At 66.3% G+C, this 13,373-nt stretch carries 10 protein-coding genes; 8 read left to right on the top strand and 2 right to left on the bottom strand.

Translation table 11 applies throughout. The features are described 5' to 3' along the window. The first annotated feature begins 234 nt into the window (after positions 1-234). Both acs and cysS read left to right on the top strand, forming a co-directional pair. A complete protein-coding gene (acs, locus tag VN634_13630) occupies positions 235-2,178 on the top strand; it encodes an acetate--CoA ligase (GenBank protein HXC51923.1) in 1,944 nt (647 codons plus the stop codon). 12 nt (positions 2,179-2,190) lie between these two features. Beyond that, positions 2,191-3,606 carry a cysteine--tRNA ligase gene (gene cysS, locus VN634_13625; GenBank protein HXC51922.1) on the top strand — a complete coding sequence of 472 codons (1,416 nt, stop codon included), beginning with the start codon at positions 2,191-2,193 and terminating at the stop codon, positions 3,604-3,606. Between the two features lie 125 nt (positions 3,607-3,731). Here the strand turns inward: cysS and VN634_13620 are convergent, their stop codons facing one another. Continuing rightward, positions 3,732-4,067, bottom strand: coding sequence for a hypothetical protein (locus VN634_13620; protein HXC51921.1), 336 nt, complete (start codon positions 4,065-4,067; stop codon positions 3,732-3,734). 5 nt (positions 4,068-4,072) lie between these two features. Here VN634_13620 and VN634_13615 point away from each other — a divergent pair, with 5 nt between their 5' ends. The 3 genes from VN634_13615 to VN634_13605 all read left to right on the top strand — a co-directional run bounded on the left by VN634_13615 (position 4,073) and on the right by VN634_13605 (position 8,068). Next, positions 4,073-5,305, top strand: a complete 1,233-nt coding sequence (locus VN634_13615) for an aldo/keto reductase (protein ID HXC51920.1) — start codon at positions 4,073-4,075, stop codon at positions 5,303-5,305. 131 nt (positions 5,306-5,436) lie between these two features. Continuing rightward, the gene (gene dinB, locus VN634_13610; GenBank protein ID HXC51919.1) at positions 5,437-6,603 is read left to right on the top strand and encodes a DNA polymerase IV; all 1,167 of its coding nucleotides are present in this window, start codon (positions 5,437-5,439) and stop codon (positions 6,601-6,603) included. Between the two features lie 148 nt (positions 6,604-6,751). Continuing rightward, entirely contained in the window at positions 6,752-8,068 is a 1,317-nt protein-coding gene (locus VN634_13605; protein HXC51918.1) for a hypothetical protein, read from the top strand. Positions 8,069-8,129: 61 nt separating this feature from the next. On the opposite strand, the gene VN634_13600 is transcribed toward VN634_13605, so the two are convergent. Next, positions 8,130-9,806: an ABC transporter ATP-binding protein gene (locus tag VN634_13600; GenBank protein ID HXC51917.1), complete on the bottom strand. Its 1,677-nt coding sequence runs from the start codon at positions 9,804-9,806 to the stop codon at positions 8,130-8,132. A 322-nt stretch (positions 9,807-10,128) separates the two neighbouring features. On the opposite strand from VN634_13600, the gene VN634_13595 reads away from it, so the two are divergent. Genes VN634_13595 through VN634_13585 form a run of 3 tightly spaced genes read left to right on the top strand, consistent with a single transcriptional unit; the run spans position 10,129 to position 13,348 of the window. Then, positions 10,129-11,352, top strand: a complete 1,224-nt coding sequence (locus VN634_13595) for an ELM1/GtrOC1 family putative glycosyltransferase (GenBank protein HXC51916.1) — start codon at positions 10,129-10,131, stop codon at positions 11,350-11,352. Beyond that, the gene (locus VN634_13590) at positions 11,349-12,101 is read left to right on the top strand and encodes a 2,3-bisphosphoglycerate-dependent phosphoglycerate mutase (protein ID HXC51915.1); all 753 of its coding nucleotides are present in this window, start codon (positions 11,349-11,351) and stop codon (positions 12,099-12,101) included. The genes VN634_13595 and VN634_13590 overlap by 4 nt, the downstream gene beginning before the upstream one ends. Beyond that, positions 12,098-13,348, top strand: coding sequence for a CDP-alcohol phosphatidyltransferase family protein (locus VN634_13585; protein HXC51914.1), 1,251 nt, complete (start codon positions 12,098-12,100; stop codon positions 13,346-13,348). The genes VN634_13590 and VN634_13585 overlap by 4 nt, the downstream gene beginning before the upstream one ends. Positions 13,349-13,373: the final 25 nt, after the last annotated feature.

Genomic DNA, 13,373 nt, shown 5'->3' with positions numbered 1-13,373 from the left:
GTGCTTAACGTTTCTCAACTTTCGAGTCGAGTGATCGCTTCGTGGCGGTGCGTTTACATTGGTTCACGCGGCCGCTAGAAGCTCCACTCCGCAGGCGACTACAGGCCACCGGCAGGCAGCCGGCGACCTTCTGCATGGCAAGCAGACACTCTACGGTCGCCCCGGACATCCATTGCGCATCGAATCGGGCGCATCGATCGAGATTCGCGACGAAGTCATCGGAGAAACGTTGCCATGCCGCAGAACATCGAGTCCCAGCTCCAGGAATCGCGCCTGTTCGATCCGCCGGCCGGGTTTGCCGCCAAGGCGCGAGTCCGCAGCGCACAGGAATACGAGGCGATCCGGCGATCCGCGTCGTCCGATCCGGAGGCGTACTGGGCGCAGGCTGCAAAGGAGCTGCACTGGTTCGCGCCGTGGCAAAGCGTCCTCGAGTGGAAGCCGCCGCACGCAAAATGGTTCGTCGGCGCGACCACCAACCTCAGCTACAACTGCCTCGACCGCCACCTCGCGGGGCCCGGGCGCACCAAGACTGCGATCCTGTGGGAAGGCGAGCCCGGCGACTCGCGTTCGCTGACGTACGAAGAGCTGCATGCGGAGGTCAGCCGTTTTGCCGGCGTGCTGCGTTCGCTCGGCGTCGAGAGCGGCGATCGCGTCGGCATCTACATGCCGATGGTGCCGGAGCTGCCGATCGCGATGCTCGCGTGCGCGCGCATCGGCGCGACGCATTCGGTCGTCTTCGGCGGATTTTCTGCGGACGCGCTGCGCGACCGCTGCAACGATGCCAGGACCAGGCTGATCGTGACGGCCGACGGCGGCTACCGTCGCGGCAGCGTGCTGTCGCTCAAGGCGATCGTGGATGAGGCTGCGCCGCAGTGCCCGACCGTCGAGCACGTGGTCGTGCTGAGGCGTGCAAACAACGAAATCGGCTGGACCGCCGGCCGCGACCTGTGGTGGCACGACCTGATGGCGAAGGCCGAGCCTGTCGATGCAGTGCCGGTCGACTCCGAGCATCCGCTCTTCATCCTGTACACGTCGGGAACCACGGGTAAGCCGAAAGGCGTCGTGCACACGACCGGCGGCTATATGGTCCAGGCCTTTCAGACCACGCGTCTGGTCTTCGACCTGCGCGAGGACGACATCTACTGGTGCACGGCCGATTGCGGCTGGGTAACCGGACACACGTACCTCGCGTACGGGCCGCTTCTGTGCGGCGCGACCGCTGTCATGTACGAAGGCGTTCCGAACCATCCCGCGCCCGATCGCATCTGGTCGATCATCGAGAAGTACAAGGTCACGATTCTGTACACGGCGCCGACCGCGATCCGTTCGTTCATGCGCGCCGGCGACGAGCATCCGGCCAAGCACGACATGTCGAGCCTGCGCCTGCTCGGAAGCGTCGGCGAGCCGATCAATCCGGAAGCGTGGATGTGGTACCGCGACACCATCGGCGGCGGGCGCTGCCCGATCGTCGACACGTGGTGGCAGACCGAAACCGGCGGAATCATGGTCTCGCCGGTGCCGGGCGCCGTCGCGACCAAGCCTGGGTCGTGCACGATTCCGCTTCCCGGCATCGACATCGCGGTCGTCGACGCGGACGGCAACGAGTGCGGCCCGAACCAGGGCGGCTTCCTGATCATACGCAAGCCGTGGCCCGGCATGCTGCGGACCGTCTACGGCGATCCGGACCGCTATGTGCAGAACTACTGGAGCCGCTTCGGCGACAAGTACTTCGCCGGTGACGGCGCGCGCGTGGACGCGGACGGATACCTGTGGGTCATGGGCCGCATCGACGACGTGATGAACGTTTCGGGCCACCGCATCGGTACGATGGAGGTCGAAAGCGCGCTCGTCGGCCATCCCGCGGTTACCGAGGCCGCCGTCGTCGGCCGTCCGGACGAGCTCAAAGGCGAGGCGATCGCCGCGTTCGTGACGCTGCACAGGGAATACCCGCGCACGAAGGAGCTCGAGAGCGAGCTCAAGGCCTGGGTCGGCAAGGAGATCGGCGCGTTCGCCAAGCCCGACGACCTGCGCTTTACCGACAGCCTTCCGAAAACGCGCAGCGGAAAGATCATGCGGCGCCTGCTGCGCGACATCGCATCCGGCCGCGAGAGCACCGGCGACACGACGACCCTCGAAGACTACGGCGTCCTCGCCGCGCTGCGCGAAAACGAAGAATAGGAACCATCCATCGTGGCACTCGTCCTCTACAACACGCGCACGCGGCGCGAGGAGCCTTTCGTGCCCCTCGTGGCCGGAAAGATCTCGATGTACGTCTGCGGCATCACGGTCTATGACCGCTGCCATGTCGGCCACGCGCGTTCGCTCGTGTTCTTCGATGCGATGGTGCGCTACCTGCGGTGGCGCGGCTACGACGTGCACTTCGTGCGCAACATCACCGACATCGACGACAAGATCATCAACCGGGCGAACGAGCGCGGCGAGGACTGGAAGGCGCTGGCCGACCGTTTCATCGGCGAGATGCATCGCGACGTGGCGGCGCTCGGATGCGCGCAGCCGGACCTCGAGCCGCGCGCGACCGATCACATCGCCGAGATGCTCGAGCTGACGAAAGCGCTCGAAAGCCGCGGTCTCGCATACGATGCCGGCGGCGGCGACATGTATTTCGCCGTGGAAAATTTCAAAAAATACGGCGCGCTGTCGGGCCGCAACCTCGATGACCTGCTGTCGGGGGCGCGCGTCGACATCGACGAGCGCAAAAAGAGCCCGATGGATTTCGCGCTGTGGAAATCGGCGAAACCCGGCGAACCGTCGTGGCCGAGCCCGTGGGGACCCGGCCGGCCGGGCTGGCACCTGGAATGCTCGGCAATGAGCGTGCGCTATCTCGGACCCACGTTCGACATCCACGGCGGCGGCGAGGACCTGATCTTCCCGCATCACGAGAACGAGCTTGCGCAGTCGTGCGGAGGCTACGAATCCGACTTCGTCCGTTACTGGGTGCACCACGCGTTCGTGCGCATCGACCAGGAGAAGATGTCGAAGTCGCTCGGCAACGTCTTCGCGATCGAAGACGTGCTGAAGGAAGTCGAAGCCGAAGGTCTTCGCCTTCATCTGCTGTCGGTGCACTACCGCAGTCCGCTCGACTTCAGCCCGGCGGGAATCGCCGAATCGACCAAGGCGCTCGTCCGTGCGTACGAGACGCTCGCGCGCGTCGAGGACGCCGGGATCGCGATACCGGCGTACGGTCACGAAAGCCCGGAGGTTGCGCCGCTCGTCGAGGCCATGGACGCCGACCTCAACAGCGCGCGCGCGGTCGCGCTGCTGTTCGATTCGGTCCGCGATGCCAATCGCGCGCTCGACGCCGGTGATGCCGCATCGGCCGCGCGATCAGCCGGAGTGGTCCGGGCCGTCGGCAGCGCGATGGGTCTGTTTGCATCGCGGCCGGCCGAATTTCTGGAGCGCTACAATGCGCGCGGGGCGTCCAGGGCGGGCCTCGATGCGGACGCGATCGAGGTGCTGATCGCCGAACGCAACGCCGCACGAAAATCCCGCGACTTCGCGCGCGCCGATGCAGTTCGAAAGGAGCTTCTCGATCAGGGAATCGTGCTCGAGGACGGGGCCGGGGGCACGACCTGGCGGCGAGCTTGACCGCAAGCCCGCGCACGGATCCATCTGCGCCACGCGACCTTTCTCACGTTGCGCCGCTCTGCGAGTTGGGCTGACCGGCGTGCGATGCTAGAAGATTCGCACCCTCGGTGGCCGAAGAAGCCGCATCAAGGAGGCAGGGATACACCAATGTTCAGCAGGATTTTGATCGGAATGGTTGCCGCGTTCGTCATCACGGGCGCAGCCGCCTGCACGAAATCGGAAGAGTCGAAGCCCGCGGCTCCGGCGCCGGCGAAGCCGGCGACGAATGCCGCGCCGGCCGCGACACCACCGGCCGCCAAGCCCGCGATGCCGCCGGCCGAGGCCGTCAAGCCGGCAACGCCGCCGCCCGCTGCAGGCAAGCCCGCCGAGCCCGCTCCGAAGCCCGGCGACGCGGCCAAGCCCGCACCGCCCAAGCCCGAGTCCGACAACGACGAGACCTGATCGGTTTCGTCGAGGACCATTTCCGATGGGTTCCGAGAAGACCGGCCGCCGCGACTTTCTGAAGCAGGCCGGTCTTTTCTCGGGCCTGCTCGGGCTCGATTCTCTTCTCAAGTACCGCACCCAGTATTTCCTGATTCCCTCCGCTCCGACCGAGGCAACATCGCCGCGACCGGAGTGGACAGGCTCGACCGTAAAGTCGTACCGGCCGCTCGGCACGACCGGCTGGCAAATGTCGGATATCTCGTTCGGTACCGCGCACGTGCGCGATCCGGACGTCGTGCGCATCGCGATCGACCGCGGCGTCAACTACTTCGACACGTCGCCGGACTATTCGGATAACGACTCGGAGCGGGTCGTCGGCGAGGGGATTCGCGGGCGCCGCGACAAGGTGTTCCTCGTCTCGAAATTCTGTACGCCGGCCGGCCACCTGCCGGCCAACTCCAGGGTCGAAGACATCATCGCGGCGGTCGAAGCGAGCCTCGGCCGGCTCGGCACCGACTATCTGGACCTGTGCCACATCCACGCGTGCAACGAGCTCGAGCGCCTGATGGCGCCGACGTTCCACGAGGCATTCGACAAGCTGAAGGAGCAGGGCAAGGTCCGCTTCCTCGGCGTCTCCAGCCACACGCCCGAGCTCGAGACCGTGATGAACCAGGCCGTGGACAGCGGGCGCTTCCACGTGATCATGGTCGCCTACAACTTCAACAACTGGCCTGACCTGTCCAATATCATTGGGAAAGCCCGCGCGAAGGGTGTCGGTTTCGTGGCCATGAAGACGCTCAAGGGCGCCTACCACACGGTGCTCTCCGACTTCACGCCCGACGAACGCAACAGCTTTACGCAGGCCGCGTTCAAGTGGGTCCAGTCGAACCCCGACGTCTCGGGTCTGGTCGTGTCGATTTCGAAGGTCTCGCATCTGGACGAGTACCTGTTCGCATCCGGCCAGCCGGTCGCGCCGAAAGACCTGGCCGTGCTCGAGCGCTACGACCAGCTCGTCACGCGCCAGTACTGCCGGCCGGGATGCGGCGAGTGCCTCGATTCGTGTCCCGCCGGCCTGCCGATCGACGACGTGCTGCGCTACTCGATGTACTTCGAGGGCTATGGCAGCGAGCGCGTCGCGATGGCCAAATACGCCCGGCTCGGCGCCGATCGCCAGGCGTCCGTCTGTGCCGGCTGCGCGGCGCCATGCCAGGCGGCATGCCCGTTCGAGATCCCGATCAAGAAACAGATGACGCGCGCGCATCGCCTGCTCTCCTGAAAAAGGGGACAGGTACATTTTTATTTCCTCAACGTTCTCGCGCCTGCCTGGGAAATTGTAGCTGTCCCTTTTTCCGGCATCGCGCACTGCGGATGGTTGGCGACGCCCGCGGCCGGCGTTAGCCTCGCGCGGTGGCCGTCATCCTTCATGCCGACATGGATGCGTTCTACGCGTCGGTCGAGCAGCGCGATGACGCGAGGCTTTGCGGAAAGCCCGTCATCGTCGGCGGGCTCGGCAAGCGCGGCGTGGTCTGCGCGGCATCCTACGAAGCGCGTCCGTTCGGCGTACGTTCCGCGATGCCGATGGTCCAGGCGCGACGGCTCTGCCCGCACGCCGAGTTTCTCACCCCGCGCATGTCGCACTACGCATCGATCGCCGCCGACGTACGCGACGTGTTCTATCGCTTCACGCCGCTGGTCGAGCCGCTGTCGCTCGACGAGGCCTATCTCGACGTGACCGGATCGTTGCGGCTGTTCGGCGGCGTGCACGCGATCGTCGATCGCCTTCGCGCCGAGATGCGAAACGAGCTCGGGCTTGCCGTCTCGGTCGGCGGCGGGCCCGGCAAGCTCGTCGCGAAGATTGCATCGGCGCGTGCCAAGCCGGACGGCGCGCTGATCGTCGAATCGGCGGCCGCCAACGATTTCCTGCGTCCGCTCGGGATCGGCGAAATCTGGGGCGTCGGTCCGGCAACCGAACGTCGCCTGCATTCTCTCGGCATCGCCACGATCGGCCAGCTTGCCGACTACGACTCCGCACGCATCGAGCGCGAGCTCGGCTCGTGGGGGCCGACGCTGCAGGCGCTTGCGCGCGGAGACGACCTTCGCACCGTCGAAGCCGATCGCAGCCGCGTCTCGTGCGGCGAAGAGAATACGTTTCCCGAAGACGTCTCGGACGAGGAGCTGATCGAGGCCGTGCTGCTGTCGCACAGCGAAAGCGTTGCGCGCCATCTTCGCCGCGAGGGCAGGGCGGGCCGCACGATCTCGGTCAAATGGCGATGCTCCGGTCCCGGCGTCGACTGGAAGCTGTTCACGCGATCGAAGACGCTCGACGCCGCGACCGACGACGGACCGACGATCACGGCTGCGGCCATCGGCCTGTGGCGTGCGGCCGCTGTGCGCCAGCCGATCCGGCTGATCGGTGTGCAGCTCTCCAACCTCGACGGTGCACGTCCCGCCCAGCTCGGCCTGTTCCGCTCCGACGACGAAGAGCGCCGCGACCGGCTCAACGAGGCGATGGATGATCTGATCGCGCGCTTCGGGCCCGGATCGGTGCGCCGCGGCGGCGCTCGCGACGACTGATCGGCCGTCGTCGGTAGTGACAATCGCCACTGCACGGCTCGCGTGTCCATTTCCGATGTAGTTGGAGTCACAGACGCCGCGATGGGCTGCGACTATTCTTCGCCCCCTGCTGCCGCACGGTCGCGTCGGCGCGCAGAAGGAGCACGGCATGACTATCCAACAGGTCCGGTTTTCTGAGCTCACCTTAGCACTCGCGGCGACGCTCATCGCTGCGACAGCGGCACATGCGGCGTTACCGGCGTCGCCGGCCACGTTGCGCGCGAAGGAGATAAGCGCCGGGGTCGTCTCGCTGACGTGGCTCGACCGGAGCAACAATGAAAGCAGGTTCGAGCTTCAACGAGGATCGAGCCAGCAGACGCTGGCGACGATTTCGTTTCCTCCAGCTAACGCGACGAGCACGGGCGATACCGTCGGCGCCGGTGCGACGCGCGTATACCGGATCCGTGCGAACAACCCGGAGGGAAATTCGGCCTTTTCGAACCTGTGCTGGCTCAACGCCAATCCGCCCAAGCCGACTCAGCTCGCGATCGTGCACCGCGACGGCGGCATCGAGCTTTCGTGGCACGACAACAGCTCCAACGAGAAAGGTTTCCGCCTGCAGCGTCGCATCAGCGGCGTGACGAGCTTCGTGACGGTCGCCAATCTCGCGGCCGACGCAACCGTCTATGAAGACGATACCGCGGACAGTACGTCGACGTACGACTACCGCGTCCGGGCAAATGGAAGGCCGAAGATCTGCATCGCGAACTCGCGCTGGTCGAATGTCGCCCAATCGCCGCCGGTGCAGAACGGTACGCACGAGCTGACGGTGACGCGAAGCGGAACAGGTTCGGGCTCGGTTGCCAGCAGTCCTTCCGGCATCAACTGCGGCACGCAGTGCAACGCGAGCTACGCGACCAATACGACCGTGGCGCTCACCGCATCGCCTGCCGCCGGCTCGAAGTTTGCCGGTTGGAGCGGCGCGTGCTCGGGTATTTCCTCGTGCTCCGTCATGCTCAACATCGACAAATCGGTCGGTGCGCGCTTCGACCCCGTGAGCAACTGCCCGACCAGCGGCCCGCTGCTCAACCTGCAGACGAACTGCTCCAGCCGCGGCTACTTCTACGGAAGCGAGTTCGAGAGCGTGGAGCTCGTGACCAACGGGGCCAGCATCGACATCTATATCAACGACAAATCGGGTGAGCTGCCGGAAGCGTCGCTGTCCGGCTCGGTGACATCGGCGACCACGTTCCACTACGACACGGCGTGCGTCGACGGTCTCGGTTGCGCGCCGGTCGATGACGACGGCAGCATACAGAACTCCGGAAGGACGCTTCGGCTCGAGCTTCAGGGGGACGTGTTCACGTATGCGTTCGTCTCAACGGGACCCGCACTGATCGGGTCGGTCGATAGCGACGGATCCGCCGTTGCAGATGGCGCCCCGCTGCTCGGACGGATTCTCGAAGAGCTCCAGTCGGGCGAGTGAAGATGCAATTGCCGCGAGCGGCGCCTCAGGGCACCGCTCGCGGCGTGTTTTGCACCGAATGTCAGATCGCGCGCGCGTGCGCCTGGTCGCCGGCCGCGGGGTCCGACGTCATCCGCACCAGCTCGCCGTCGGTCAGGCGATGCACGTGGTCGGCAACCTCGAGCAGTCCCGGTTGATGCGAGATCGCGAGGATCGCGGTCTTGCCGCGCAGCGAACGCACGGTTGCGTAGATGCCGGCTTCGCTCTGCGGGTCGAGCGACGCGGTGGCTTCGTCGAGAACCAGCAGTCGCGGGCGATTGACGAGCGCGCGGGCGATCGCGATGCGCTGGCGCTGGCCTCCCGAAAGCCGGGCGCCGCGCTCGCCAAGCGGAGTTTCCATGCCCTGCGGCAGCTCGCAGACGAAATCCCACGCGCCGGCGGCGCGCAGCGCTTCTTCGGCATCCTCGCGGCTCAGCTTCGGATCGCCGAGCGTGACGTTGAGCATCACGTCTTCGTGCAGCAGCAGCATTTCCTGCGGCACGTATCCGACCATGTGCCGCCACGCCGCCAGATCGACCTCGGCGAGCGGGGTTTCGTCGAGGTACACCTCGCCGCGCTGCGGGCGCACGAGCCCGAGCATGAGATCGGCGATCGTCGTCTTGCCGGCGCCGGAAGGGCCGACCACGGCGACCACTTCGCCGGCCGGGATCGTCAGCGACACGTTATTGAGGATCGGACGATCGCCGTACGAGAAGTCGACGCCGCGAAGCGAGATCGTGCGGTCGAAGGTCGGGGCGAGGCGCCCGGTGGTGATCTCGGCCTGGTGCGTGGATTCGTCGATCGTCGCCTGCAGCGCCCAGAACGCACTCTCGCTCGCGACCATCTGCTGGTACGACTTCTGGACTTTGTTGAGCGCGTACAGCGCGCGCGAGAACAGCATGGCCAGCACGAGGAGCTCGTCGAAAGCGAGCTTCCACGATTTCATCGCGAGATAGAGTCCGACGACGAGCGACAGGATGACGACCGGCTCCTGAAGCGCGCGCACGGCCTCCTTGCTGATCACCTGGCGGCGCTGGATCCTGTTGAGCCTTTCGGTTTCGTTCTCGAGCAGCGGTGCGATCAGCGGCTCGCGCCCCATCGCCTTGAGCGGCTTGACCGAGTAGAGCACGTCGGTCATCTGCCCGAGCACGCCGCGCATGATGCGCGTCTGCTTCTGGCCGAACCGCTTGGATCGGCGCACGAGCCCGCTGAGCGCACCGATCGAAAACGCCCCGACGACCGCAGCCGCAAGCGCCGTACGCCACGAGACCATTGCGGCAATCGTCACGTAGATGGCCGTTTCGATGATCTGCGAGATCATCGTCGCGCCGAAAAGATAGGCTTCGGCAGCGCGCATGGCTTCGGTTGCGAAGGAGTTGGCGAGCGCGCCGATCGGCTGCCGCACGTAGTAGAGCCAGCGCGCCGAAAGCACCCCGCGCAGCAGCGCGAGGCGAAGATCGGTTGCGACGTGCGCAACGGTGAATCCGATCTGGCGCTGGGCGACCAGGGTCAGCGCAGCCTTGGTCAGCGTGCCCGCAACGATGACCCCGAGCAGGACCTCGATGGTCGGCTCGAGGCCGACGTTGGCCAGCGCATGGCGCAGCGCAATCTCCGGGCGGGATCCGCCGCTTCCGGAGCCGCTGACGACCCCGAGAAGAGGGAACATGCTCGAGACGCCGATGCCTTCGGCGACGGCCGCCAGCGACAGGCAGACGAGCATGACAAGGCTGCGACCCGGGTATCGGCGGCCTAAGACGAGAAGAAGGCGCATGGTAGTAATTCGAGCCGGTCGAACGGGCGACTATGTCCGCTTCAGGCGCCGCTCGCTAGCGCACCCGCTGCACCGTCGCTGGCCAGCTTCCTGCGGCGCCGCAGCTCCCGCTGGACCGTCGCTCGCTAGCTCCCACTGGACCGTCGCTCGCTAGCTCCTACTGGACCGTCGCTCGCTAGCTCCTTGGGTGCAGTTTAGTATGCCGGACGCCGCGCCGGCGAATGGATACCGGCAAGGGCTCAGCGGCATGCCGGCAGTGCTTACGAAAACGATGGCTTCGGACCCGCCCGCCGTATCGGCCGCCAGCAACGTGTCGAACAAGGACCTTCCCGGATCGCACGCGCCCGTCGTCTGGGTGCTCGCCGATCACAAGCTCGGCCATACCCGGCAGTCGATTGCGCTCGTCGATGAGCTCGGCTGGCCGTACGAGGTCAAACAGCTCGCATTCAATCACCGGCGACGCTGGAGCAACCTGTGGCTCGGGGCCACGACACTCAGTCTGGATCGCACAAAGTCGGCCGAGCTGTCGCCGCCCTGGCCTGACCTCGTGATTGCGACCGGGCGCGCGGCGGCGCCGATCTCGCGCTGGATCAAGGCGCGCAGCGGCGGCCGCACGAGGATCGTGCAGCTCGGTCGCCGCGGCACCGACCAGCGCGCGGGCGCATTCGACCTCAGCGTGTCGTGCGGCTTCTTCGGTCTTCCGCCGCATCCGCGGCGCGTCGAAACCCTGGCCCCGATCGCAGCGATTCCACCGGAAGATCTTCGGCAGGCCGGCGAGCGCTGGCGTGATCTTTTCGCCGGCCGGCCTCGCCCGCACGTTGCACTGCTGGTTGGCGGCTCGACCAAAGTGAACCTTCTCGACACCGGCGTTGCCGTCCGCATGGCATCCGACGTCAGCGCGTCGGTCGAGGCCGCCGGCGGCTCGCTCATGATCGTGACGAGCCCGCGAACCGGGAACGATGTAATCGGAGCGTTGCGCGCGAACCTCGCGGCGGGCGCTCGTCTCTACGAATGGACACGCGGCGATCCGGACAATCCGTATCTCGGATGCCTTGCCGTCGGCGACATCCTGATCGTGACCGGCGACAGCGAGTCGATGCTTGCCGAAGCGGCAGCGACTACGAAGCCGCTGTACATCTATCCACTGCCGGTGCTCGCCGCCGGCACCCGCCGACGGCGGTTGCGAGCAGTGGTCGGAGCCTACGCAAAGGCCGAGGCAGCAGCGACGACGCCGCTGTTGCACCGGTTGGCGAGGATCGTTCACATCCTCGGCGTCGTGCGTCCTCCGCGCGAGCTCGACGAGCTTCATCGCCGCTTGATCGACGGCGGTTTTGCGCGGCCGTACGGCGCGGTGCTCGACGTCAAGCCGCGCGCGCCGCTCGATGAGGTGCCTGCGGTTGCTGCCGAGGTTCGCCGCATCATGAAACAGCAGAAGCCGGCCAATCGGGGTCGCGAGCGCACGCGCGCAGAAACGCTGCGAACGGAGTCGCGTTGAGCCACGCGACGCTGATCCTCCTCCGGCACGGCCAGAGCGAGTGGAACCGGGTCGGACGCTTCACCGGGTGGACCGATATCGACCTGAGCGCGGGCGGCATGGAGGAATCGCGTCAGGCCGCACAGCTTCTGAGGCAGGGCGGATATGCGTTCGATCGCTGTCACTCCTCGGTACTGCGGCGATCGCTCGTCACAGCGGAGATCATCCTGAAGGAGCTCGGCTGCGAGAACGTAGGCATCGAACGCAGCTGGCGACTGAACGAGCGCCACTACGGCGCACTTCAGGGGCTGGGACCGCTTTCGGCGACGCTTCGCTACGGGTTGAGGATCCGCCGCACGCAATCCGACTACCGGTGCCAACCGCCACCTCTCCGGGAGGGCGATCCTCGCTTTCCGGGCCTTGATCCTCTTTACTCGGACCTCTCGCCCGAGGAGCTGCCGCGGACGGAGAGCCTCGAGGACACGTTCCGCAGGATGCTGCCGTACTGGGAGCAGACGATCGTGCCCGAGCTGGCGGCAGGACGAAGCGTGCTGGTTGTCTCGCACAAGAACGTACTTCGCGGAATGCGAAAGCTGCTCGAGAACATTGCCGACGACGACGTCCGCGACATCAAGATGCCGACCTGCGTTCCGTGGATCTACCGGTTCGATACGAATATGCGGGTCCTCGAGAGCATCCGGCTCAAGCGCAAGGCATCGGCAGGAAGCCCACGACCGGCAATTCAGGAAGAGAAGGAGAGGGATCGATGACGAGCACCGACGCCACCGACGCCGAACGGCGTCGCGTCGCCTGCATTCTGGGGCGCTCGCAGCTGCGGCTGTGGGGCCTGACCGGAAGCGAGCGACTCGAGCGTCAGCTGCGCACGCACGGGGTGACCGAGATCGTGCATGGGTCCGCCGCCGCAAGCGGCCGCGGACCGGTCGTGATCGTAAGCTCCGACTGGCTGTTCGACGATCGCATGCTGCAGGGCATGCTCAAGAGCCCGGCGACGATCCTCCAGGTGTCGGCCCACGGTGGGCCGCCGCGTGCCGTCGCCGCGAACGTCGATGCGGCCGAGGCCGACGCCGCGTGTGCCGCCATCGAGGGAACGCTCGACGCCTCCACGATCCCCGGCGTCACGGTCCGCGATGCGGCGACGTTCGGCGCGAGCTACGTGCGCAAGGTCCTCAAGGCCAACCGGCCGCGCGTGCTGCACGTGCGCGAGGACAATCGCGAGGTGCTCGAGCGCTATCTGTTCGACGAATCCTACAAGGGCGTGACCGACCTCGTGACGAAGTTCGTCTGGCCGGCGCCGGCGCGGCGGGCGGTCGGCATCTGCACGAAGCTCGGCATCCGTCCGAACGCGGTGACGGCAGCGAGCCTGATGCTGGTCATTCTCGCGGGCTGGCTGTTTACGCAGGGGCGGTTCCTCGAAGGCCTTGCCGCCGGCTGGGTCATGACGTTCCTGGATACAGTCGACGGAAAGCTCGCGCGCGTGACGATCACGTCGACCCCTGCGGGCCATATCTTCGATCACGGCATCGACCTGGTGCATCCGCCGCTCTGGTACGTCGCATGGGCGTGGGGCCTGTCCGGCGGGCATCTGTCGCAGTACAGCGGAACGCTCATCGCCATTTTTGCCGGTTACATCGGCGGGCGCATGGCCGAGCGCTTTTTCTCGCACAGGGTCGCTTCGTTCTCGATGTTCGCGTGGCAGCCGTTCGACTCGTTCTTTCGCCTGATCACCGGGCGGCGTAATCCGAATATGCTGCTACTCTCACTACTTACGCTGTGCGGGCGGCCGGACTGGGGGCTCGAAATGGTGGCCGCCTGGACGGTGGTTTCCTCCGGGGTGCTGCTGACGCGCCTGGCCCAGGGGTTCGCAGCCAAAGGCCGCGGGGAGACCATGCGGCCGTGGCTCGAGAAGGTCGAGCCCGATGCAATTTCCAGCGTCCCGCGCTATGCTCGCGCGTTTCTGGCGGACCCGGCGGCGCGACTTGCGGCTCAGGAATCCTGAGCGGGTCGTGAACAGGCGCGTTCTT

It is taken from the genome of Candidatus Limnocylindrales bacterium (assembly GCA_035571835.1).
Lineage (GTDB): Bacteria > Desulfobacterota > Binatia > UBA1149 > CAITLU01 > DATNBU01.
The sequence above is the reverse complement of the archived record's forward strand: the minus strand, read 5'-3'. Positions and strand labels throughout refer to the sequence as shown.